This window comes from Bacillus sp. FSL K6-1033, from assembly GCF_038630765.1.
Taxonomy (GTDB): Bacteria; Bacillota; Bacilli; order Bacillales; family Bacillaceae; genus Bacillus; species Bacillus altitudinis.
In genome coordinates, this window is the sequence record NZ_CP152041.1 from 161,224 (window position 1) to 184,218 (window position 22,995).

General features: G+C 44.7%; 16 protein-coding genes, 7 tRNA genes and 3 rRNA genes. 17 read left to right on the forward strand and 9 right to left on the reverse strand.

Going from position 1 to position 22,995, the window contains the following annotated elements:
- Nucleotides 1-19: 19 nt before the first annotated feature.
- Nucleotides 20-589, reverse strand: coding sequence for a DUF4825 domain-containing protein (locus MHH31_RS00930; RefSeq protein WP_342495149.1), 570 nt, complete (start codon nt 587-589; stop codon nt 20-22).
- Between the two features lie 148 nt (nt 590-737).
- Here MHH31_RS00930 and MHH31_RS00935 point away from each other — a divergent pair, with 148 nt between their 5' ends.
- The 3 genes from MHH31_RS00935 (at nt 738) to MHH31_RS00945 (ending at nt 3,115) form a co-directional block, all read left to right on the forward strand.
- Nucleotides 738-1,181 (forward strand): YbaK family protein, encoded by a 444-nt coding sequence (locus MHH31_RS00935; protein ID WP_035389125.1) that lies wholly within the window; start codon nt 738-740, stop codon nt 1,179-1,181.
- 58 nt (nt 1,182-1,239) lie between these two features.
- Nucleotides 1,240-1,953, forward strand: coding sequence for an N-acetylmuramoyl-L-alanine amidase CwlD (cwlD, locus tag MHH31_RS00940; protein WP_017359175.1), 714 nt, complete (start codon nt 1,240-1,242; stop codon nt 1,951-1,953).
- Nucleotides 1,954-2,056: 103 nt separating this feature from the next.
- Entirely contained in the window at nt 2,057-3,115 is a 1,059-nt protein-coding gene (locus MHH31_RS00945) for an Mrp/NBP35 family ATP-binding protein (protein WP_110487782.1), read from the forward strand.
- 38 nt (nt 3,116-3,153) lie between these two features.
- On the opposite strand, the gene gerD is transcribed toward MHH31_RS00945, so the two are convergent.
- The gene (gene gerD, locus MHH31_RS00950) at nt 3,154-3,732 is read right to left on the reverse strand and encodes a spore germination lipoprotein GerD (protein ID WP_007496366.1); all 579 of its coding nucleotides are present in this window, start codon (nt 3,730-3,732) and stop codon (nt 3,154-3,156) included.
- Nucleotides 3,733-3,822: 90 nt separating this feature from the next.
- Here gerD and MHH31_RS00955 point away from each other — a divergent pair, with 90 nt between their 5' ends.
- Nucleotides 3,823-4,425, forward strand: coding sequence for a KinB-signaling pathway activation protein (locus MHH31_RS00955; protein ID WP_008345196.1), 603 nt, complete (start codon nt 3,823-3,825; stop codon nt 4,423-4,425).
- Here the strand turns inward: MHH31_RS00955 and pdaB are convergent.
- A complete protein-coding gene (gene pdaB / locus MHH31_RS00960) occupies nt 4,418-5,182 on the reverse strand; it encodes a polysaccharide deacetylase family sporulation protein PdaB (RefSeq protein ID WP_039170433.1) in 765 nt (254 codons plus the stop codon). The two genes, MHH31_RS00955 and pdaB, sit on opposite strands and share 8 nt — an antisense overlap.
- A gap of 374 nt (nt 5,183-5,556) precedes the next feature.
- Here pdaB and MHH31_RS00965 point away from each other — a divergent pair.
- The 7 genes from MHH31_RS00965 to MHH31_RS00995 all read left to right on the forward strand — a co-directional run bounded on the left by MHH31_RS00965 (nt 5,557) and on the right by MHH31_RS00995 (nt 13,418).
- Nucleotides 5,557-7,105: ribosomal RNA gene (locus MHH31_RS00965) — 16S ribosomal RNA — on the forward strand.
- A 182-nt stretch (nt 7,106-7,287) separates the two neighbouring features.
- Nucleotides 7,288-10,218, forward strand: a 23S ribosomal RNA gene (locus tag MHH31_RS00970).
- A 61-nt stretch (nt 10,219-10,279) separates the two neighbouring features.
- Nucleotides 10,280-10,395 (forward strand): 5S ribosomal RNA (gene rrf, locus MHH31_RS00975).
- The 16S, 23S and 5S rRNA genes sit together here with 2 tRNA genes alongside, the layout of an rRNA operon.
- Nucleotides 10,396-10,438: 43 nt before the next feature.
- A tRNA-Asn gene (locus MHH31_RS00980) sits at nt 10,439-10,513 on the forward strand.
- A gap of 1 nt (nt 10,514) precedes the next feature.
- Nucleotides 10,515-10,587: transfer RNA gene (locus MHH31_RS00985), tRNA-Thr, on the forward strand.
- 364 nt (nt 10,588-10,951) lie between these two features.
- The gene (locus MHH31_RS00990; protein WP_342495150.1) at nt 10,952-12,391 is read left to right on the forward strand and encodes a SulP family inorganic anion transporter; all 1,440 of its coding nucleotides are present in this window, start codon (nt 10,952-10,954) and stop codon (nt 12,389-12,391) included.
- Nucleotides 12,392-12,452: 61 nt separating this feature from the next.
- Entirely contained in the window at nt 12,453-13,418 is a 966-nt protein-coding gene (locus tag MHH31_RS00995) for a bile acid:sodium symporter family protein (protein ID WP_268413466.1), read from the forward strand.
- A 38-nt stretch (nt 13,419-13,456) separates the two neighbouring features.
- On the opposite strand, the gene MHH31_RS01000 is transcribed toward MHH31_RS00995, so the two are convergent.
- From MHH31_RS01000 to murQ, 6 genes are read right to left on the reverse strand one after another with little or no spacing between them, the layout of a single operon-like run.
- Nucleotides 13,457-14,704: a DUF1343 domain-containing protein gene (locus MHH31_RS01000; RefSeq protein WP_342495151.1), complete on the reverse strand. Its 1,248-nt coding sequence runs from the start codon at nt 14,702-14,704 to the stop codon at nt 13,457-13,459.
- Between the two features lie 11 nt (nt 14,705-14,715).
- Nucleotides 14,716-16,635: a glycoside hydrolase family 3 protein gene (locus MHH31_RS01005; protein WP_342495152.1), complete on the reverse strand. Its 1,920-nt coding sequence runs from the start codon at nt 16,633-16,635 to the stop codon at nt 14,716-14,718.
- A 13-nt stretch (nt 16,636-16,648) separates the two neighbouring features.
- Nucleotides 16,649-18,004 (reverse strand): penicillin binding protein PBP4B, encoded by a 1,356-nt coding sequence (pbp4b, locus tag MHH31_RS01010; RefSeq protein ID WP_168948421.1) that lies wholly within the window; start codon nt 18,002-18,004, stop codon nt 16,649-16,651.
- A 12-nt stretch (nt 18,005-18,016) separates the two neighbouring features.
- A complete protein-coding gene (locus tag MHH31_RS01015; RefSeq protein ID WP_342495153.1) occupies nt 18,017-19,396 on the reverse strand; it encodes a PTS transporter subunit EIIC in 1,380 nt (459 codons plus the stop codon).
- Nucleotides 19,393-20,262 (reverse strand): MurR/RpiR family transcriptional regulator, encoded by an 870-nt coding sequence (locus MHH31_RS01020; RefSeq protein WP_007498558.1) that lies wholly within the window; start codon nt 20,260-20,262, stop codon nt 19,393-19,395. Before MHH31_RS01020 ends, MHH31_RS01015 begins: the two co-directional genes overlap by 4 nt.
- A gap of 12 nt (nt 20,263-20,274) precedes the next feature.
- Nucleotides 20,275-21,186, reverse strand: coding sequence for an N-acetylmuramic acid 6-phosphate etherase (gene murQ / locus MHH31_RS01025; RefSeq protein ID WP_342495154.1), 912 nt, complete (start codon nt 21,184-21,186; stop codon nt 20,275-20,277).
- Between the two features lie 223 nt (nt 21,187-21,409).
- Here murQ and MHH31_RS01030 point away from each other — a divergent pair.
- The 6 genes from MHH31_RS01030 (at nt 21,410) to rocF (ending at nt 22,880) form a co-directional block, all read left to right on the forward strand.
- A tRNA-Glu gene (locus MHH31_RS01030) sits at nt 21,410-21,484 on the forward strand.
- Nucleotides 21,485-21,490: 6 nt separating this feature from the next.
- Nucleotides 21,491-21,566 (forward strand) — tRNA-Val (locus MHH31_RS01035).
- Between the two features lie 3 nt (nt 21,567-21,569).
- Nucleotides 21,570-21,642: transfer RNA gene (locus MHH31_RS01040), tRNA-Thr, on the forward strand.
- Between the two features lie 28 nt (nt 21,643-21,670).
- Nucleotides 21,671-21,755, forward strand: a tRNA-Tyr gene (locus MHH31_RS01045).
- Nucleotides 21,756-21,759: 4 nt separating this feature from the next.
- A tRNA-Gln gene (locus tag MHH31_RS01050) sits at nt 21,760-21,831 on the forward strand.
- 137 nt (nt 21,832-21,968) lie between these two features.
- Nucleotides 21,969-22,880 (forward strand): arginase, encoded by a 912-nt coding sequence (gene rocF, locus MHH31_RS01055; RefSeq protein ID WP_039170230.1) that lies wholly within the window; start codon nt 21,969-21,971, stop codon nt 22,878-22,880.
- The last annotated feature ends 115 nt before the right edge of the window (nt 22,881-22,995 follow it).

Consider the following 22,995-nt stretch of genomic DNA (forward strand, 5'->3'; position numbering starts at 1 on the left):
TGACGCCCCTCTGTTTTTATTATTTCTTGATGGGAAACGCTTTGTATACATCTTGACGTTTATCTTTTGACTTCACAACTCCATCAACCAGTTCCTTTTGCCAAAGCGCTGTATCGTCTTTGTACACTTTAAAAGAATGAGGCAGCTTTTTTTCTAGCTGTTTTCTTTTAAACGTGACGGATGGCTCGTCTTTAGCGTTCATCTTGAGTGTCACTTGCTCCACGTTATCGATAAGAATAAAAAGTGCCAATGCATTATATAAGTAGTTTTTTTCAATGGTATCCTTCTTATCAAACCAAAATGTATCAAACTGTTCTTCTGTATCATTGGTATTTTCTTTCACGCCGTATGTCACTTTTAGCACTTTTTCATCTACGATTTCATACTCGCGAATCACGTTACCTGGAAGATCTGATAAAATAGCGCCGACTGCTCCGTTGTCTCCAATATAAGAATTTTTGTGCTTAGAAAGCTGTTTTAAGGAAATGTCTTCTATTCCTTTGATGTCACTCTCTTTCTCGCTGGCTTGACTACTGCAAGCGGATAGAATGACTGTTATTAGTAGTAGGATATACATCCACTTTTTCATTTATTTTGCCCCTTTATCATTCTTTCTATATAAAAAACCATTTTATCACAAGAACCCATTTCCACCACTTATTTCATCATTTCCATTTACTGAACTGCATGTTTTGTTCAAACCAACGAACAATACAAAGAAAAAAGGAGTTCAGTCCATGGCAGAAGTTCTTTCATTTTATCAATTGAAAACAAAACGAGATGTCACGCTTGAAAAGAAACTGTTGCGTACATTGTCTCTTCAACAGGTGACGGTCGCTTCCGAGAAATTCACGAGGAAGCTGTTCCCATTTGCAGATGATCCAGCTGGGATTATGAGTGATGGCTGTATCGATTTCGCCATTGAGGCTTTTTTAGCAGGTGGGAGATACGGTGAGTCGAGTAAGTATGGTGAATCCTTCGATGATATAAAAAAGCGGTCAGTTCATGAAGAAGATGAGCTGGTTGAGGAGCTAGCAGGGTGTTTGCAATCGTGGGGGAATATGTTCCGAATGGAGCGTAAGATGTCGTGTCTGTATCCATTTGCGAAAGAATTTTTAAGTAAGTGGTGGCAGGAAGGCTTTCGGGAATCAGAAAAAAGGCATAAGCTTCGACTGCACTAAGCATATTTCCAGCCCTTGTCCCATATCTATAAAATAATGGTGTATGGGAGGGACAGGGATGAAAAGAAAGCTGAAATGGACAGGGTTTTTAATCGGGTTTATTGTCCTCTTATTCTTATTCAGATTTCAGTTTCTAAATGATGATTCGTGGAAATCGTGGAACTTGCCTTTGAGCGGCAAGATCATCTATTTAGATCCGGGTCACGGCGGTCCAGATGGCGGGGCCGTAGGAGGAGAGCTGCTCGAAAAAGAGATTGCACTGGATGTGTCCATGAAGATAAGAGACTATTTGCAGGAGCAGGGAGCACTTGTTCTCATGACCCGGGAAGATGACTCTGATTTATCATCAAAGAATACAAAAGGTTATGCCCGGAAGAAAGCGGAGGATTTGAGAAACCGTGTGAAAGTCATCAATGAGTCTGAAGCGGATCTCTATTTAAGCATTCATTTAAATGCGATCCCATCGAACAAATGGAGCGGGGCACAGACGTTCTTTTACGGAAAGTATGAAGAGAATGAAAAAGCAGCGAAGTTCATTCAAGATGAATTGCGCAACAACCTTGAAAACACAGATCGCAAGGCGAAGCGAATCAATGGGATTTATTTAATGCAAAATGTCACGAAGCCAGGAGCGCTTGTCGAAATCGGATTTTTATCGAATCCAAAAGAGGCTGGTCAGCTGGCGACTCCTAAATATCAGGATCAAATTGCTGCTTCGATTTATAAAGGCATTTTAAGATATTTAACAGAGCAAAAAGAGCCGCCTGAATAAGGGGCTTTTTCCTGTTTATCGCAGGCAAAGAGGACAGACATTGTAAGGATATGTATGATATACTTGGATTGTAAACGAATTCAATAAAGGGTGAGGTTCTGCTATGATCGGACAAGATGATGTGAGAAAACTAGTTGGGAAGATGGACGAACCTTTCCTTCATATACCGCTTGGTGAGCTGGATGCCATCAAGGAAATCAGCCTAAAGCCTGAAAAAGAGCATGTGAGCTTAAAAGTGGCGATTGCCAAAACAGGCACTGCTGAGCAGATGAAGCTGCAGCAAGACATCGTACAAGCTTTAAAAGCAGCCGGCGCGAACACTGTAGGACTTCGTTTTGAAGAACTGCCTCAAGAAACGCTTGAAAGGTTTATGCCGTCACAGGATGAGGAAGAAAATTTGCTCAACTCTAAAAATCCACCTGTGTTCTTAGCGATTGCGAGTGGAAAAGGCGGAGTTGGGAAATCAACCGTTTCCGTTAACCTGGCTGTGGCACTGGCTCGTCTAGGGAAAAAAGTGGGACTGATCGATGCTGATATTTACGGCTTTAGCGTACCGGATATGATGGGAATCACCGTCAGACCGACAGTTAAAGGGGAAAAGATTATTCCTGTGGAACGCTTTGGCGTCAAAGTGATTTCAATGGGCTTTTTTGTTGAAGAAAACGCACCGGTCATTTGGAGAGGACCGATGCTTGGTAAAATGCTAAATAACTTCTTCCACGAAGTAGAGTGGGGAGAATTAGATTACTTACTATTAGACCTTCCGCCTGGAACAGGTGATGTGGCACTTGATATTCATACGATGCTTCCGAGCTGTAAAGAAATCATTGTGACGACACCGCATCCAACAGCGGCTTTCGTTGCTGCTAGAGCAGGCGCAATGGCACTGCAAACAGATCACGAGGTGCTAGGGGTCGTTGAGAATATGAGTTACTATGAAAGCAAAAAAACAGGTGAGAAGGAATATGTCTTTGGAAAGGGCGGCGGGGATAAGCTGGCGGAGGAGCTGCGTGTATCAGTTCTTGGTCAAATCCCTTTAAGACAGCCTGATTGGAATGAGGACGATTTTGCACCTTCTGTCTATGATGCGAGTCATCCGACAGGGGAAGTGTATCAACACATTGCCAATAAAGTCATTGAACAATTAACAGTGAAAGCATAATGAAAGCCCGAGTGGACCTTGTGCCACTCGGGTGATGTTTAACTGCCGCTTCCTTGTGAACCGGAATCATTGCTGCTTTCAGAGACTGCTTTTTTTAGCTCATCTTCGAATTTCTTCTTATAGAGAGGGCTGCTTAATGTTTCTGTAATAACTTTCTCTAAGTGCTTTCGGAACTCTTTGCTTTTGACCAGTTCACCGTATTTCTTTTCCATTTCAGGATCCTTGAGAATATCCATCATCATTTGTTGATAGTCAGGGTCCTTCATCAATTGTTTTAACATCTTTTCATGCTGTTGCTGCATGGATTTTGCGAAAGTCTCGGCAAATTTAGAATCCTCAAAGACCTTCTTCCAGAACTCTTTGCCTTTATCAGAAGTCAGTGTTTTCTCTATTGTTTTTTTCACAGTTTGTTCATCCATTACCAAAGCTTCATTCATTGCCTCGTCATTTAATAACTGTTGAATGGCCTTTTTACCGTCATCTGTTTTCAAAATATCGACGACCATTTTTTTCGTTTCGTCATAGTCCATATTAGATGAGGATTGGGTTTTGGGAGCACAAGCTGTTAGAGATAAAAGAAGAAAACAGCTCATTATACGCAAGATGCCTTTTGACATACTGTGGCTCCTTTCGTTACATGTCTTACTTTTAATATGAATGTTTCACATGAATTTATACATAACAAAAATAGGGGTTGGGTCATTTCAATGAAAAGTCGGGATTTAGTTCGTTTTTTCTTCTCTGTGCTGGCTGTTGGAGCGGTCATTACAAGCGTGGTAGGTTTTGCGCTGGAGTGGGGGAAATATCAGAAGCTGTTTGTATCGTTTGAGATTTTAGAGATTGCGTCTGTGTTATTTTGGTTTATTGGTGTGGGGATGATCTTTAGTGTAATCAGTCAAATGGGGTTTGTTGTCTTTTTGACAGTGCACCGGTTTGCGCTGGAGATTTTCAGGTCGCATTCTTTATGGAATACCATTCAGTTATTCCTTGTGATTTTCGTGCTGTTTGATTTAGCTTATTTGCGGTTTTTGTTTTTCGGGGAGAATGAATCATTTCTTCCATACTTGTGGCTGCCTGTTTTTATCGGTGTGTTTGCATTGATCGTGTCTTATTTTAAACAGCAGCAGTCCTCTAAGAAAACATTTATTTCTGCAATGTTTCTCATGGTCGTGATCACGTCGTTAGAATGGTTTCCGGCGCTTAGAGTCAATGAAGAGGACTGGCTATATTTAATGCTATTCCCGCTATTAGGTTGTAATGCGTTTCAGTTATTAGCTATGCCGCGGTTTTCAAAAGCAAAAGCTACTTAACCTCAGTTGACTTTGTTTTTGTATTAGAGATAAGCTCGCCAACCGTGACGTTTCTTAAATTTTGATCTTTTAAGTGTTTTAAAATAGCTGGTAAGGCTTGAGCGGTTTGGGTGGCTGAATCTGAGGCGTGAAGGAGAATGATGTCTCCGCTTTTCATTCGATCATTTACATTATGAACAATCTGGTCGACGCCTGGGTTCAGCCAATCTTGAGAATTGATGCTGTAATGGACAACGGTATAGCCATACTGTGTTGCAATTTTCAATACCGTTTCATTAAATTGCCCAGTTGGGGGTCTTAATAATTGAATGTCTTCCAGTCCAAGCTTTTGGAATGTATTTTGTGCACGGACAAGATCTCGCTTAATTTCGTTTTCTTCAAGCTGGCTATAATTTTTATATGCATAGCCAAGGCTGCCGATTTGATGGCCGTCCTCTTTAATCCTTTTCACAATATCCGGGTGACGCTCAGCCCAAGAAGCAGACAGAAAGAAAGTGGCGTTCTTTATATCGTACTCTCGGAGGACATTTAAAATAGGAACAGCCTTCTCGTCTCCCCAGCCAATATTAAACGTAAGGGATGCGTGTTTTGATGAGGTCTCTCCTTTATAAATTGCTCGGGGTCCTTGTTCTGTTTTAAATACCGACAGCGGCGGTGCCTTTTGTACATAAAAGAAGGTTGCAGCTGCAAGGGCTGCTACAAGAATAATGACTACTTGCTTCAGCCGTTTAATAGGCAACACATATAATCGACTCAATTCAAACACTCCTGCCTTGTCCGAGATTGTTACTTGATTGTATGCAGGACAAGGGTTTAACATGCACGATAAAACTATTTTAAAAAAAGTTCTGAAAAGGCGTTGACCAACAGAATGTTTTCGTGATATATTATTAATCGTCGCTGACACACAGTGACAAACACAAACGCTTCGGGAAATAAACTTGAAAAAAGTTATTGACATAAGATGAAGCGAAATGTTATATTATTAAAGCCGCTAAGAACGGCGAAGATGATCTTTGAAAACTAAACAAGACAAAACGTACCTGTTAATTCGAGTTTTTATAAAAAATCCTATGATACATCATAGGTAGTCAGTCAAACTGGCGAAAAGCAAAACTTCGGTTTTGTACTTTTTCGGAGAGTTTGATCCTGGCTCAGGACGAACGCTGGCGGCGTGCCTAATACATGCAAGTCGAGCGGACAGAAGGGAGCTTGCTCCCGGATGTTAGCGGCGGACGGGTGAGTAACACGTGGGTAACCTGCCTGTAAGACTGGGATAACTCCGGGAAACCGGAGCTAATACCGGATAGTTCCTTGAACCGCATGGTTCAAGGATGAAAGACGGTTTCGGCTGTCACTTACAGATGGACCCGCGGCGCATTAGCTAGTTGGTGAGGTAACGGCTCACCAAGGCGACGATGCGTAGCCGACCTGAGAGGGTGATCGGCCACACTGGGACTGAGACACGGCCCAGACTCCTACGGGAGGCAGCAGTAGGGAATCTTCCGCAATGGACGAAAGTCTGACGGAGCAACGCCGCGTGAGTGATGAAGGTTTTCGGATCGTAAAGCTCTGTTGTTAGGGAAGAACAAGTGCAAGAGTAACTGCTTGCACCTTGACGGTACCTAACCAGAAAGCCACGGCTAACTACGTGCCAGCAGCCGCGGTAATACGTAGGTGGCAAGCGTTGTCCGGAATTATTGGGCGTAAAGGGCTCGCAGGCGGTTTCTTAAGTCTGATGTGAAAGCCCCCGGCTCAACCGGGGAGGGTCATTGGAAACTGGGAAACTTGAGTGCAGAAGAGGAGAGTGGAATTCCACGTGTAGCGGTGAAATGCGTAGAGATGTGGAGGAACACCAGTGGCGAAGGCGACTCTCTGGTCTGTAACTGACGCTGAGGAGCGAAAGCGTGGGGAGCGAACAGGATTAGATACCCTGGTAGTCCACGCCGTAAACGATGAGTGCTAAGTGTTAGGGGGTTTCCGCCCCTTAGTGCTGCAGCTAACGCATTAAGCACTCCGCCTGGGGAGTACGGTCGCAAGACTGAAACTCAAAGGAATTGACGGGGGCCCGCACAAGCGGTGGAGCATGTGGTTTAATTCGAAGCAACGCGAAGAACCTTACCAGGTCTTGACATCCTCTGACAACCCTAGAGATAGGGCTTTCCCTTCGGGGACAGAGTGACAGGTGGTGCATGGTTGTCGTCAGCTCGTGTCGTGAGATGTTGGGTTAAGTCCCGCAACGAGCGCAACCCTTGATCTTAGTTGCCAGCATTTAGTTGGGCACTCTAAGGTGACTGCCGGTGACAAACCGGAGGAAGGTGGGGATGACGTCAAATCATCATGCCCCTTATGACCTGGGCTACACACGTGCTACAATGGACAGAACAAAGGGCTGCGAGACCGCAAGGTTTAGCCAATCCCACAAATCTGTTCTCAGTTCGGATCGCAGTCTGCAACTCGACTGCGTGAAGCTGGAATCGCTAGTAATCGCGGATCAGCATGCCGCGGTGAATACGTTCCCGGGCCTTGTACACACCGCCCGTCACACCACGAGAGTTTGCAACACCCGAAGTCGGTGAGGTAACCTTTATGGAGCCAGCCGCCGAAGGTGGGGCAGATGATTGGGGTGAAGTCGTAACAAGGTAGCCGTATCGGAAGGTGCGGCTGGATCACCTCCTTTCTAAGGATATATGGAGCAGCGTACGTTTTTCGTCTTGTTTAGTTTTGAAGGATCATTCCTTCAAACATGTCTCTAGCGAGACAGGATTGTTCTTTGAAAACTAGATAACAATAAGTAATACATTCACATTGAATGCAATGCAAAGTTCATCACACATAGTGATTCTTTCTAAAGTAAGAAATGGTTAAGTTAGAAAGGGCGCACGGTGGATGCCTTGGCACTAGGAGCCGATGAAGGACGGGACGAACACCGATATGCTTCGGGGAGCTGTAAGCAAGCTTTGATCCGGAGATTTCCGAATGGGGAAACCCACTGCTCGTAATGGAGTAGTATCCATACTTGAATACATAGAGTATGAGAAGGCATACCCGGGGAACTGAAACATCTAAGTACCCGGAGGAAGAGAAAGCAAATGCGATTCCCTGAGTAGCGGCGAGCGAAACGGGAACAGCCCAAACCAAGAGGCTTGCCTCTTGGGGTTGTAGGACACTCTATACGGAGTTACAAAGGAACGATATAAGCGAAGAGGTCTGGAAAGGCCCGCCAAAGAAGGTAACAGCCCTGTAACTGAAATGTTGTTCTCTCCAGAGTGGATCCTGAGTACGGCGGAACACGTGAAATTCCGTCGGAATCCGGGAGGACCATCTCCCAAGGCTAAATACTCCCTAGTGACCGATAGTGAACCAGTACCGTGAGGGAAAGGTGAAAAGCACCCCGGAAGGGGAGTGAAATAGATCCTGAAACCGTGTGCCTACAAGTAGTCAGAGCCCGTTAACGGGTGATGGCGTGCCTTTTGTAGAATGAACCGGCGAGTTACGATCCCGTGCAAGGTTAAGCAGAAGATGCGGAGCCGCAGCGAAAGCGAGTCTGAATAGGGCGCATGAGTACGTGGTCGTAGACCCGAAACCAGGTGATCTACCCATGTCCAGGGTGAAGTTCAGGTAACACTGAATGGAGGCCCGAACCCACGCACGTTGAAAAGTGCGGGGATGAGGTGTGGGTAGGGGTGAAATGCCAATCGAACCTGGAGATAGCTGGTTCTCTCCGAAATAGCTTTAGGGCTAGCCTCAAGGTAAGAGTCTCGGAGGTAGAGCACTGATTGGACTAGGGGCCCCTACCGGGTTACCGAATTCAGTCAAACTCCGAATGCCGATGACTTATCCTTGGGAGTCAGACTGCGAGTGATAAGATCCGTAGTCGAAAGGGAAACAGCCCAGACCGCCAGCTAAGGTCCCAAAGTATACGTTAAGTGGAAAAGGATGTGGAGTTGCTTAGACAACCAGGATGTTGGCTTAGAAGCAGCCACCATTTAAAGAGTGCGTAATAGCTCACTGGTCGAGTGACTCTGCGCCGAAAATGTACCGGGGCTAAACGTATCACCGAAGCTGCGGACTGTTCTTACGAACAGTGGTAGGAGAGCGTTCTAAGTGCAGTGAAGTCAGACCGGAAGGACTGGTGGAGCGCTTAGAAGTGAGAATGCCGGTATGAGTAGCGAAAGACGGGTGAGAATCCCGTCCACCGAATGCCTAAGGTTTCCTGAGGAAGGCTCGTCCGCTCAGGGTTAGTCGGGACCTAAGCCGAGGCCGAAAGGCGTAGGCGATGGACAACAGGTTGATATTCCTGTACCACCTCCTCACCATTTGAGCAATGGGGGGACGCAGGAGGATAGGGTAAGCGCGGTATTGGATATCCGCGTCCAAGCAGTTAGGCTGGGAAATAGGCAAATCCGTTTCCCGTGAAGGCTGAGCTGTGATGGCGAGCGAAATTTAGTAGCGAAGTTCCTGATTCCACACTGCCAAGAAAAGCCTCTAGCGAGGTGAGAGGTGCCCGTACCGCAAACCGACACAGGTAGGCGAGGAGAGAATCCTAAGGTGATCGAGAGAACTCTCGTTAAGGAACTCGGCAAAATGACCCCGTAACTTCGGGAGAAGGGGTGCTTCTTAGGGTGTTAAAGCCCCGAGAAGCCGCAGTGAATAGGCCCAGGCGACTGTTTAGCAAAAACACAGGTCTCTGCGAAGCCGTAAGGCGAAGTATAGGGGCTGACGCCTGCCCGGTGCTGGAAGGTTAAGAGGAGCGCTTAGCGTAAGCGAAGGTGCGAATTGAAGCCCCAGTAAACGGCGGCCGTAACTATAACGGTCCTAAGGTAGCGAAATTCCTTGTCGGGTAAGTTCCGACCCGCACGAAAGGCGCAACGATCTGGGCACTGTCTCAACGAGAGACTCGGTGAAATTATAGTACCTGTGAAGATGCAGGTTACCCGCGACAGGACGGAAAGACCCCGTGGAGCTTTACTGCAGCCTGATATTGAATGTTGGTACAGCTTGTACAGGATAGGTAGGAGCCTTGGAAACCGGAGCGCTAGCTTCGGTGGAGGCATCGGTGGGATACTACCCTGGCTGTATTGACCTTCTAACCCGCTGCCCTTATCGGGCAGGGAGACAGTGTCAGGTGGGCAGTTTGACTGGGGCGGTCGCCTCCTAAAATGTAACGGAGGCGCCCAAAGGTTCCCTCAGAATGGTTGGAAATCATTCGCAGAGTGTAAAGGCACAAGGGAGCTTGACTGCGAGACCTACAAGTCGAGCAGGGACGAAAGTCGGGCTTAGTGATCCGGTGGTTCCGCATGGAAGGGCCATCGCTCAACGGATAAAAGCTACCCCGGGGATAACAGGCTTATCTCCCCCAAGAGTCCACATCGACGGGGAGGTTTGGCACCTCGATGTCGGCTCATCGCATCCTGGGGCTGTAGTCGGTCCCAAGGGTTGGGCTGTTCGCCCATTAAAGCGGTACGCGAGCTGGGTTCAGAACGTCGTGAGACAGTTCGGTCCCTATCCGTCGCGGGCGCAGGAAATTTGAGAGGAGCTGTCCTTAGTACGAGAGGACCGGGATGGACGCACCGCTGGTGTACCAGTTGTTCTGCCAAGGGCATCGCTGGGTAGCTATGTGCGGACGGGATAAGTGCTGAAAGCATCTAAGCATGAAGCCCCCCTCAAGATGAGATTTCCCATTCCGCAAGGAAGTAAGATCCCTGAAAGATGATCAGGTTGATAGGTCTGAGGTGGAAGCGTGGTGACACGTGGAGCTGACAGATACTAATAGATCGAGGACTTAACCTATATTCTAATGTGAAAAATGAACATTGTTATCTAGTTTTGAGAGAACATTCTCTCCATCAGGTTTGGTGGCGATAGCGAAGAGGTCACACCCGTTCCCATACCGAACACGGAAGTTAAGCTCTTCAGCGCCGATGGTAGTTGGGGGTTTCCCCCTGTGAGAGTAGGACGCCGCCAAGCTTTTTGTTTATATCCTTCCAATGGAAGAAGTTACTTTATCCATTCCGCAGTAGCTCAGTGGTAGAGCTATCGGCTGTTAACCGATCGGTCGTAGGTTCGAGTCCTACCTGCGGAGCCATGCTTCCATAGCTCAGTAGGTAGAGCACTTCCATGGTAAGGAAGAGGTCAGCGGTTCGAGCCCGCTTGGAAGCTTTCCTCTATATGATAATGGTAAATGTTAAGGTTTCTCGTTGATGAGAAGGCTTTTTTTGTTTGTTTTAAAATAAGTTGACGTTCATTGATCTTGGTTCGGCTCATGAAAATAGAAAATGACTCGAGCGATTTTGATGGAAGCTTTGCCTTAGCTTTCTATATACTCCTTTCTATTTGTTCTTGATTCTTCGGCGTATTTCTTTTATCACTTACTAAAGTGATGACTTCCTCTCTTACAAAAGACTCTGTACGTTCCTCTTTTTCCCCGAAATTGAATGGTTATTGTTTTTTCCTTTCTGTATCTCCGGTTTTTATTCGCTTACTTTTTCCTTGTACGGTATGTATATAAAAAGGAGTAGATGGTTTGAAAGATTTATTTGTAAAGCAAGAATGGTTTGGACATGTGCGTCAGGATGTGCTAGCGGGTATTTTAGTGGCCTTGGCTTTGATTCCTGAGGCGATTGCGTTTTCGATTATTGCGGGCGTTGATCCTAAGGTCGGTTTATATGCTTCGTTTTGTATTGCGATTGTGATTTCGTTTGTTGGTGGACGACCAGGTATGATCTCTGCCGCTACTGGGGCTATGGCGCTGGTCATGGTCAATTTGATTGCAGATCATGGATTGCAGTATTTGTTCGCAGCTACGATTTTAACAGGCTTGATTCAAATTGTGTTTGGATTGTGCCGTGTTTCTCGTCTGATGAAATTTATTCCGAGGTCTGTGATGGTTGGTTTTGTTAATGCATTGGCAATTATGATCTTCATGGCACAGCTGCCGCATTTCGTTGGGGAATCCATGGCTATGTATGTCATGACAGGTGGAGCATTGTTGATCATTTATGTATTGCCGATGGTCACAAAAGTTATTCCCTCTCCACTTATTGCAATTATTGTGATGACGATGATTGCTGTATTTGGGCATATTGATGTCAGAACGGTTGGGGACATGGGAGAGCTTCCTAGCTCTTTGCCAAATTTTCTTATTCCCAATGTACCGTTTAGCTGGGAAACACTTGCTATCATTTTTCCTTATTCCTTAGCACTTGCGATGGTTGGTTTACTTGAATCTTTATTAACAGCGCAGATTGTAGATGATATGACGGAAACGTCTAGTCGTAAAAATAAGGAAGCGAGAGGCCAAGGAATTGCCAATGTGGTGGCAGGATTTTTTGGCGGTATGGCTGGCTGTGCGATGATTGGTCAATCTGTGATTAATACAAAGGCAGGGGGACGAGGCAGGCTTTCCACCTTTGTGGCTGGTGCATTTTTAATGGTATTGATTTTTGTGCTCGGTGATGTGGTTGTTCAAATTCCGATGGCTGCTCTTGTGGCTGTCATGATCATGGTTTCTATTGGTACCTTTGATTGGAGTTCATTCCAGCAGCTGAAAAAGAACCCAAAAACAGATTCTCTTGTGATGCTTGTCACGGTCGTGACGGTGGTGTTCACTCATGATTTATCCAAGGGTGTTTTTGCAGGGGTGCTGCTTAGTGCCGTATTCTTTGTGGCTAAAATATCAAAACTCCATATTACCTCTACAGAAAGCCAAGCTGGTACATGGGTTTATCGAATTAAGGGTCAAATTTTCTTTGCTTCCGTGACTGAATTGATTCAAGCCTTCCATCATGGAAACGACCTGAAAACGGTTGTGATTGATTTGTCTGAAGCGCGTATATGGGACGAATCAGGTGTGGCCGCGATTGAACGTGTGAAGGAAAAATATCGTACAGCTGGTGTAGAGGTGGACGTAGTTGGAATGGATACGTCTAGTCAAAAACTTATGAAACAAGTGATCGGATCTTAAAAAGACTTTTCTGTTTGTTACAATAGAACAAGGAAGAAAGTGAAGGATGGAGGTGGCCGGCATGCTTGTCCGTTTGAATCAGGTGCTCGGCCGGATGATGCCGCTCATTACGCCTGTCAGCGTGCTACTTGGTGTATTATTGGCGGCGTATTTAAAAGATTTCACCTTTTTGGTGCCTTGGGTGTTTGCTGTGATGACATTTTCAGGGAGCTTGTCATCTACTTTTTCAGCTTTAAAGCATACGGTGATGCATCCATTGCCTTTGATTTTATCGTTTGTGATTTTGCATGTGCTGATGCCCCTTTATGCATGGTCGGCGGGGCATTTGATATTTGCAGGCGATTCTATGACGATCACCGGTTTGACGCTTGCGATGGTGATTCCGACAGGTGTGTCTAGTTTAATATGGGCGGCAATGTATAAAGGGAATGTGGGGTTAACGTTATCTATCATATTAATTGATACATTGCTATCGCCATTGATTGTGCCAGTAAGCTTGTCAATCTTCGTTGGTACACAGGTCCATATGGACATGATGGCGATCATGAAAGGACTATTCGGTATGGTGGTGTTGCCCTCTATTTTAGGGATGCTCGTTCGTCAGTATGCAAAGCCATCGGTGACAAAAGCAATGAGTCAGACCTTGGCTCCTTTTTCAAAATTAGGCTTGTTTGTTGTCGTATCGATTAACAGTTCTGTTGTCGCCCCATATTTGCGTGAACTGGATGCGGCGTTTTTTAGCAAAGCAGCGACTGTCTTTTTCATTGCGATGAGTGGGTATGCGTTTGCGTGGTTGATTGGAAAGGCGATGAAATGTACCCAAGGAGAAATTGTGGCGATTGTGTATACGGGCGGTATGCGGAACATTAGCGCGGGTGCTGTGCTTGCCATTAGCTTTTTCCCGCCTGCTGTTGCTGTTCCTGTTGTGATTGGCATGCTGTTTCAGCAAGTGCTTGCAGCCTTGTTTGGCTTTTTACTTCATCGTTTCGAGCTGAAAGTACCTGCTGTGACTAAGTCTTTATCATGAAAAAACCTCCATCCTTTAAGGTGGAGGCTTTTTTGCGATTAATAGATGAGGTATTTCTTCCGTTTCTTTTCGAATGTCTTTAGGTCATGGTGGTATTGTTTCATGATGTGTTTGATAGAAGTGCCTTTATTGATTTCTTCTTTGATCCAGCTATTCCCGATGAGTTTATCAAAGCTGCCTGTTTGTAGGAATTGAAAGTCATTAGGATACAAGTCATGAATTGCTTTGATGATGGATAGACCTGTTTTGACTGCTTCGAATGATTTTCGGTCTGTGACATAAAGCTGTACCCCGTGAGACAAAGTCCCGGCATGTTTTGAAAAGGTAGGGGTAAATGAGACAGGTCTAAATTGAACGCCTTTTAGTTTTAACCCATTTAAATGATCTGCTAGCTCGTTGCTATTGATATATGGAGCGCCAATGAGTTCGAACGGTTTTGTCGTTCCTCTGCCTTCAGAAACGTTTGTGCCTTCGATTAATCCTGTTGCTGGGTAAACAAAGGTACTATCAACGGTCGGCATGTTAGGTGAAGGGAGGACGAACGGCAGCTTCGTGTCATCGAACGTCATGGATCGTTTCCAATGTTTCATTTTGATCACTTTTACATCAGCGTTGATATGAAACTCTTTATTAAACATGTATGCAAGTTCTCCAGTCGTCATCCCATGTCTTAATGGGATGGGATAGAGACCTACAAAAGAGGCGTGTTCTGGCTCTAATACGGGTCCTTCTACTTTTAGCCCGCCTATTGGGTTTGGACGATCTAAGACAACAAATGGAATGTTGTTTTCCTTAGCTGCTTCCATTGCATAGGCCATCGTGTAAATATAGGTGTAATAACGAGCACCAACGTCTTGAATATCAAATAGCAGGACATCTACATTTTTGAGCATTTCAGGAGTTGGCTTTCTTGTTTTTCCATAAAGAGAGTAAACAGGCAGGCCTGTTTTTTCGTCAGTATACGATTCGACGCCTTCTCCTGCTTGTGCACCACCGCGCACGCCATGTTCAGGCCCATACAAGGCAGTCAGTTTAATATTGGGGTGTTCAAATAGCAGATCGACACTGCTTTTCATGTTTGCATCAATGCCTGTAGGATTTGTAATAAGCCCTACTTTTTTCCCTTTAAGCCAAGAGAGGTTACTTGAGAGTAATGTTTCGATACCTGTTTTGACTGTTGCTTTTTTTCCTTTTGTATCTGTTCGTTCTGAATCTGCGGGGGAGGCGGCGGTCAATGTGCTGATCATGAGAATGCTAGCGAGTATCAAGCTTGCTGTCTTTTTCAAGAGAATCCCTCCTATTTGATCTGTTTTCCTTTTAAATTGAGTCCATAGCCAAATGGGTAAAGGGTTTGATTAGGATGAGTGACTGATGGGATAGCGACGGGTAATTTCCCTTTAGGTGAGGCCGCTCCAAAAATCACTTCTAGTCCCGCAGGAATATTCGGTTGATTGAATTGTCCGTTTGAGTACCCTTTAAAACCGTACACAGCCAGTAAGGCGTCGGCTTCCTCGAAATTTGCAGCATCATATGGGTTTCGGAGACTCATGATGACCAATTTTTTGTTTTGTGCTGCTGCTTCTTTCATGACAGCACGAGGGAAGGCCGTTGCCCATTTTTTCGGATCCTGTACACCGTCATCAATGACGCCATCATTCACAGCTGGGTCATTTTGGACAACGTAAGAGCCGGTAATGACATAGTCAGCATTTTGAATGAGTTTGGCTGTTTCTTTGGAGAAGCTCTTATCTGCAAATGCGTATGATTGGATTTGTACAGGTTTGATCTTTTTCTGTTTGATCAGAGATTCAATTGTAACGGACATTGCTTTTGTTTGATCTTCGTACGGTGCCATGAGCACGATTTTGTCATTCTTTTTAGGCTTAAAAGGCAAGGTTTTGTCGTTGTTTTTAAGGAGAGTGATTCCTTCACGTGCCATTTTTTGTTCTGCTTTTCGGTGCGACTTTTGACCAACGAGCTGTGTTGCTTTTTTGATTTTCTTCTCAAGGCTTACTGGTTTATTGGCGGAAATGATGCCGCGTGTGATCTTTAATTGAAGGATTTTTTCGACAGATTGATTGATCTGAGATATCGGAATTTCTTTTGTGAGAACTGCTCTTTTTAAAGCATTGAACACATTCTCTAGGTTTTTTTCTGTCTTTAAGGACGTGACAGGTGCTGGCATGAGGGCAATGTCGACGCCTGCTTTAATAGCCATTACCACAGCTTCTTCCTGTCCGAAGTTATCTGCAATCGCTTTCATATTGAGGGCGTCTGTTACAACCACTCCTTGAAAGCCCATGTCTTCTTTTAATAAGTTTGTGATGACTTTTTTTGATAAGGTTGCTGGAACCATAATGTCCTCGCCATCTTTTTTGCTTTTATACGTTGTGTCATCAATGGCTGGGAATTGAACATGAGCGGTCATGACCATATCTGCCCCTGCGTTGATTGCTTGTTGAAATGGATACAGCTCCACCTTTTTAAGACGATCTAGATTATGTTCTACAAGCGGAAGACCGTAGTGACTATCAACAGCTGTATCACCATGTCCCGGGAAATGCTTTAATGTGGAAATGGTCTTTTCCTTTTGAAGTCCTTTCATGGTTTGCAGACCAAGTTTCGTGACAAGTTCAGGGTCAGAGCTAAAGGAACGGACACCAATGACGGGGTTATTCGGGTTATTATTTACATCAAGAACAGGAGAGAAATTTGTATTGATACCTAGAGCGTTTAATTCTTTGCCGATGATTTTTCCAGTGTCATAAGCATTTTTCTTACTTCGAGAGGCACCAATCGACATATTTCCTGGGAAATGTGTTCCCTTTTGTAGTCTTGTGACGATTCCGCCTTCTTGATCAATGGAAATGAGTAAAGGAATGTTGGGTGATGCTTGTTGAAATTCATGTGTGAGTTTGACGGTTTGTTTCGTATCAACGACATTTTCTGCAAATAAGATGACACCGCCTAAATGATATTTCTCTACAAGGTGAGAAACTTCTTTATTCATTTTTGTGAAGCCTGTAGGAGCGGATTCACCTTCTGCTTGCCAATTGCGAAAGTCTGGCATGAGCATTTGGCCAATTTTTTCATCCAAGGACATGTCCTGAACCATTTGTTTGGCAGTTGGGAGAGGGGCGGAGCTCACCTTTTCCGTTGGAATGGAAGAGGTGAGCAGGGCCAAAACGAGTGCAGCGGGGAACAGAGCTTTTAACATCGAATTCCTCCTTTTACTTAAAAGATTCGTAGATTGCAGTCATGATGCTTCCATAAGTACCAGTTGGGAAAAGGTCACCTTCAAATTGATTTGGGTTGACTTCAGGTGAAACGACGGGTGAATGTTTTTTATTTGTCAGCAAGACGACGCCTAGATTGTGTTTTGGATCAATCAAAGTCATCGTTCCGGTCCAGCCTGTGTGTCCATACGCTTCTTTACTTGCGTATTTCCCAAACATCCATTCCATGTCAGTATTGCCGTTTTTCCGCCAGCCTAGCCCGTAAGTTGGGTTCGTGTCTGATGATTCCGTAAAGAGATCGATAGAAGCTTGGTCAAAGATGGTTGTTTTCCCATAGCCTCCTTTATTGAGCATCAGCTGAAGCAGTACGGCCATATCTGATGTATTAGAGAAAAGTCCAGCATGTCCGGAGACACCTGCCATTGAGTAATAGGCTTTCTCATCGTGGACTTCACCTAGCAAGGTATACCTGCGAATGTTTTCAAAATCGATGACACCATCGCGTGTATTGCCTAGACGCTCGGTTGCTGCAAAATGCTTTGGCTTGAATCCCTTTTTCAGCGGATTGAACATGGTATGTTTTAGACCAAGCGGTCGATAAATCGTCGACTCTACATATTGATCAAGTGGCATACCGGTTTTTTTCTCAATGATCATGCCTAACAGCATGTAATCAATATCACTATAAATATGCTGAGTGCCTGGCTTGTATTGCAGAGGCACCTTTGGTAGCCATTTCATGGTTGTTTGTCTATCTTGAGAGAAAAAAGAGCCCGCTTGCTCTTTGCTATAAAATAAAACACTGGAAGGCAGTCCGGCAGAATGGGTGAGAAGATCCTTGACTCGAAGCTGATCTTTGCCGGTTACCTTTGCATCTGGTTCATCTTGAAAGTCAGGCAGGATGGTTTGTATTTTTTCATTTACATCTAGTTTTTGTTCATATACTAACTTTTGCAGGGCATAGTTGGTGGCATACATTTTTGTGTTGGATGCCAAATCGAACAGTGTGTTCTTTTTCATTTTCTTATAGAATTTGAGTTCTGTTGTCCCTTTATATTTTTGTCTATAGCCATAGGCTTTTTGATGGATGATCTGACCATCCTTGATAATGATGAGTGCTGCCCCCGGGAACCCTGCTTTGATATCGTTTTGAATCATGTGATCAACCTTCCTAAGCTGCCTAGAAGAAAAACCTACTTGTTCCGGTCGTTTTGCTTTTTTTAAGACGGGATATTCTTCAGGTGCTGTTTTAGACAAAGACGATACAGGATGGGAGCTAGTTGCAAATGTTTGTACTGGTAACCCTAGGAGCATGAACAGAGTTGTGATGATGAGAAAATATTTCTTCAAGAGCTAGACCTCCTATTGCTTATTTTCCTCGAATTCAACAGCCATATCATCATGAAATCCAAATAAGTATGTGAAGATAAATCCAGCGACATATGCAATGAAGAGACCTATTAAGTAAAGCAGCATTTGATGTGTGTGAACGATAAAGGTTAATGGGAGACCTGATACCCCGATTGCTTTAGTGGCGATTTGGAAATAGGCTTGAAATGCTCCGCCGATTCCAGCGCCGAGACAAGCAGTGAGGAAGGGTCTTCCGAGCGGGAGTGTGACACCGAAAATGAGCGGTTCTCCAATTCCAAGCATTCCTGAAGGAAGTCCGCCTGCAATGGCTCTTTTCAGCTTTTTCTTTTTTGTTTTCATATAAATGGCAAAGGCAGCACCGACCTGTCCTGCGCCTCCCATAGCGAGGATTGGCAGAAGCGGGTCATCTCCAATTGAATTAATCAGTTCCATATGAATAGGTGTTAGGCCTTGGTGAAGTCCAGTGACAACAAGAGGAAGGAAGGTCGCACCAAGAACAAATCCGGCAAAAATACCGCCAATGTTTAATAGATAAGTAAGTCCAGAGGTGATGGCATCAGATATAAATCCGCCGACTGGCATGAAGATAACGTACGTGAAAATGCCTGTAATGAGTAGTGTGATGGTTGGTGTGACGATGATATCGAGTGATTGCGGGACGAAGCGTCTGATCTGGGTCTCAACAAGTGCCATAAAAATAGCTGCAAGAAGAACACCGATAAGTCCGCCTCTACCTGGTAGAATATTAGTGCCAAATAACATAATATCAGCGGCAGCTGGGTTAATGATGAGAATACCTGCTAATGCGCCTAATGCAGGAGAGCCACCAAATTCTTTTGCGGCGTTTGTTCCTACTAATATACCGAGATAAGCAAACAATCCTGAGCCTATAACGGTTAGAATAATCGCAGCTTGAGATTTTTCATCGAGCCAGCCTGCTTGCACGACCGCTTTTGTAATACCCGTTATAAGACCCGATGCAACGAGTGCTGGAATAATGGGAATGAAAATGCTGGCGATCCGCCGTAAGAACAGCTTGAATGGTGTCCGGTTCTTTTGTGAAATGGCTTGTTTGTTTTTCTGTGCTTCGTTGTTTAAGTCATATGAACCTGAGGCATTGAGCAGCTGTTCAAACGCACTTGATACTTGGTTGACAACACCTGTGCCTAAAATGATTTGCAGTGTTTCCGCTTCGACGACGCCAATGACGCCATCGAGTTCTTTGATCGCGGTGGTTTGCACTTTTTCACGATCAATGGGTGTAATTCGGAGACGTGTCATACAATGTGTGTGGGAAGAAATGTTTTCAGAACCACCACAGAGTGAAAGGATTTCTTTCGCCAACTGCTGATATTTTTTTTGATGACTCATGTTGAATCCCCCTTTGTTTTTCGTTTCATGGAGCGGATGGCATGCCTTGTTTTGTCAATATATTGTGCTGTCTGTTCATATTGACGGGAGGCTAAACTGAGGAACAAGACATCGATTAAATAGAGCTGTGCCATTCTAGAGGAAGTGGCAGCACTGCGAAAAGGTGCTTCATTGGAACCGGACGTTGATAGATGGACATCACACAATGCAGAAACGCTTGTATGCCCTGGATGCGTTAAAGCAATGGTTTTCACTTCATTTTCTTTTGCGAGCTGAAGGGCTTGGATGATGTCTAACGTTTCTCCTGAAAAGGATATACCGAACACAATGTCATTCTTTCCAGCATTTGCGATGACCGTAGATGCGATGTGCATGTCAGTAAAGGCTGTAGCTGCATAATTGATTCTGAGAAATTTCTGCTGGGCATCAGCTGCGACGATGCCAGATGCACCCACACCGATAAAATGGATTTGGTTTGCATTCAGCAGCAGTTGAACAGCTTTTTCTAAAGCTTCTACATTTAAAATAGAGGCTGTATCTTTGATCGATTGAATGGTGTTTCCTGCTGTCTTTTGAATAATGGATTGAAGTGGTTCATCTTGTTCGATATCCCGGTAGCCTTGTTTATCAGTGTGCATTAAGTCTCCAGCGATCCGCATTTTCAAATCGTGATAGCCATCCAGCCCGAGAGACTTACAGAGGCGGATGACGGCAGAGCTGCTTGCGCCGGCAGCCTGACTGATTTCATGCACTGTGCTTTTAATGACTTTGTCAGGATGGGCAAGGATATAGTCTGCAATGATTTTTTCAGATTGGGGAAGCTTTGATTTCATTGTGTGTAGTAGGGTGAGTCCGCCTGCTGACATGAGTTTCCTCCTTTAAGATTGATGACGTAAGATTGCTTTGTCGATGTGACCATCTGCTTTGTTGAGCAGGTCTTTGGCTGTCTTTTTATCTGTTTTGGTTTGGAGCATGACGATGGCTGTTTTAACTTCTAAATCGGCTGCTTCAAGGGCTTTTACGGCTTGTTCGTAGGAAGCATTGGTCACATGCTGAATGATGGTGATGGCGCGTTCTTTCAGTTTATGATTGCTTACTTTTACATCTACCATCAGGTTTTCATATACTTTGCCTTGTCTGATCATGACAGAGGTGGAAAGCATATTTAAAATCATTTTATGAGCGGATGCGGCTTTCATTCGTGTTGACCCAGTGATGGCTTCTGCTCCTACGACGACTTCAATGGCGCAGTCTGCTAGTTCGCTAATCTCTGCTTGTTCATTGCAGCTGAGGGCTACTGTTTTTGCTCCAATGGTTCTAGCATAGTTTAAAGCGCCAATGATATAGGGTGTTCTACCGCTCGCCGCGATGCCGACAACCGTATCTTTTGATGTCAGGTGAATGTGTTCTAAATCTTTTTGACTAGCTTCTTCACTGTCTTCCACATCTTCTGCTGCATGTGAAAAGGCAGAGTCTCCACCGGCCATGATGCCTACGATAACATCAGGTGAAATGCTATAGGTAGGTGGACATTCGACCGCATCCATTACCCCAATTCTGCCGCTTGTTCCAGCGCCTAGATAAATGAGTCTGCCCCCATTCGAGATGGATTCAAAGGCCAAGTCACTTGCTGTCTTTACGTCTGGAAGGACACGGTTGACGGCTTGAGCGACCTTCATATCTTCCGCATTTATCATTTGGAGTATTTCTAGCGGACTTGCTTGTGAAATTCTCATGGTGTTAGGGTTTCTTGATTCTGTTGTCAAAGAACGCAGTTGAGATGGCTGCATGTGACATACCTCCTTATTTCTTCATTTTCAGTATATTGAGTATGAAATGAAATTTCAATATTATATTTAAATACTGAAATTATATTTCAGTCGAAATGTTGTTGTGCTGATGAGGGTTGAATAGTTAGAAAATAAAAAAAATAAAAATCCCCTTTACAAAAGGGGTACAACCTGTATATAATAACTTTTGTCAGCTTCACGGAAACAGTAAACTTGACAAACTGGCCCGTTGGTCAAGCGGTTAAGACACCGCCCTTTCACGGCGGTAACACGGGTTCGAATCCCGTACGGGTCACCATCATGTGGAGGATTAGCTCAGCTGGGAGAGCATCTGCCTTACAAGCAGAGGGTCGGCGGTTCGAGCCCGTCATCCTCCACCATATGCCGGTGTAGCTCAACTGGTAGAGCAACTGACTTGTAATCAGTAGGTTGGGGGTTCAAGTCCTCTTGCCGGCACTGTTTTTCTTTTATCAATTCCATATGTGGAGGGGTAGCGAAGTGGCTAAACGCGGCGGACTGTAAATCCGCTCCCTCCGGGTTCGGCGGTTCGAATCCGCCCCCCTCCACCATTTTTGGGCTATAGCCAAGCGGTAAGGCAACGGACTTTGACTCCGTCATGCGTTGGTTCGAATCCAGCTAGCCCAGTTAAGACACCTTTTTTAAAAAGGTGTCTTTTTTTTATTTTGACGATTGGAATGTATAACTATTCAAAATATTGTTGAGTTGAGTCAGAAGGCACCGAGAAAGTAAAATATAAGCATGAACGGAAAGGGGATGTACATATGGGAGATCAAAAGAAGGTCACAATTGTTGGGGTGCCGATGGATCTCGGTCAAATGAGAAGGGGCGTCGATATGGGGCCGAGTGCCATTCGCTGTGCTGGTGTAAAAGAAAAATTGGAATCGCTTTCATTTGATGTCGAAGATCTAGGGGATATTCCCGTTGAGCAAAGGGATGATGAGAAAGGTCTCTATACAAGTGAAAAACTGAAAAACTTAACGGAGAATGCTGGCGCAAACCAGCTTCTTGCTGAAAAGGTTAGCAGTATTGTGCAGTCAGGTTCGTTTCCGCTGATTTTAGGCGGGGATCATAGCATTGCAATTGGTACACTAGCCGGTGTAGCCAAGCATTATGAAAATTTGGGTGTCATTTGGTATGATGCACACGGTGATTTAAATACAGAGGAAACCTCTCCTTCTGGAAATATTCATGGGATGCCGCTCGCTGTCAGTCTCGGCTTTGGGCATGCTGATTTAATCAATATTGGCGGTTATACACCTAAAGTAAAGCCTGAGAATGTGATCTTGATCGGTGCTCGTTCTTTAGATGAAGGAGAGCGGGCATTGATTAGAGAAAAAGGCATTAAAGTGTATACGATGCATGAAATCGATCGATTAGGGATGACGAGAGTAATGGAGGAAGCCATTGCCTATTTAAAAGAAAGAACAGATGGTGTTCATTTGTCGCTTGATTTAGACGGCCTTGATCCAGCGGAGTGCCCTGGCGTGGGAACGCCGGTTGCTGGCGGCATCAGTTATAGAGAGAGTCATCTTGCAATGGAGCTTTTAGAGGAAGCAGGGATTTTGACTTCTGCTGAGTTTGTTGAGGTGAATCCGGTATTAGATGAGAAAAATAAAACAGCAGAAGCGGCAGTTGCATTAATTGGTTCTTTAATGGGTGAAAAGCTATTATAGAGCGGGACTTGTTCCCGTTCTTTTTTAATTTTGGGGAAATTTAAGGATATGTTAAGGTTTTTACCGGCTGATAAGCGTAACATGCTGTCAAAAATTTGTTACACTATTTTTTAGA

Excerpts from the sequence above, each read along its gene's own strand:
- MHH31_RS00995 (WP_268413466.1), top strand. The coding sequence starts at position 12,453 with ATGCTTGTCCGTTTGAATCAGGTGCTCGGCCGGATGATGCCGCTCATT.
- MHH31_RS01020 (WP_007498558.1), bottom strand. The coding sequence starts at position 20,262 with ATGTCAGCAGGCGGACTCACCCTACTACACACAATGAAATCAAAGCTT.
- murQ (WP_342495154.1), bottom strand. The coding sequence starts at position 21,186 with ATGCAGCCATCTCAACTGCGTTCTTTGACAACAGAATCAAGAAACCCT.
- gerD (WP_007496366.1), bottom strand. The coding sequence starts at position 3,732 with ATGTCAAAAGGCATCTTGCGTATAATGAGCTGTTTTCTTCTTTTATCT.
- MHH31_RS01005 (WP_342495152.1), bottom strand. The coding sequence starts at position 16,635 with ATGTTAAAAGCTCTGTTCCCCGCTGCACTCGTTTTGGCCCTGCTCACC.
- MHH31_RS01015 (WP_342495153.1), bottom strand. The coding sequence starts at position 19,396 with ATGAGTCATCAAAAAAAATATCAGCAGTTGGCGAAAGAAATCCTTTCA.
- MHH31_RS00945 (WP_110487782.1), top strand. The coding sequence starts at position 2,057 with ATGATCGGACAAGATGATGTGAGAAAACTAGTTGGGAAGATGGACGAA.
- cwlD (WP_017359175.1), top strand. The coding sequence starts at position 1,240 with ATGAAAAGAAAGCTGAAATGGACAGGGTTTTTAATCGGGTTTATTGTC.
- MHH31_RS00930 (WP_342495149.1), bottom strand. The coding sequence starts at position 589 with ATGAAAAAGTGGATGTATATCCTACTACTAATAACAGTCATTCTATCC.
- rocF (WP_039170230.1), top strand. The coding sequence starts at position 21,969 with ATGGGAGATCAAAAGAAGGTCACAATTGTTGGGGTGCCGATGGATCTC.
- MHH31_RS00935 (WP_035389125.1), top strand. The coding sequence starts at position 738 with ATGGCAGAAGTTCTTTCATTTTATCAATTGAAAACAAAACGAGATGTC.
- MHH31_RS00955 (WP_008345196.1), top strand. The coding sequence starts at position 3,823 with ATGAAAAGTCGGGATTTAGTTCGTTTTTTCTTCTCTGTGCTGGCTGTT.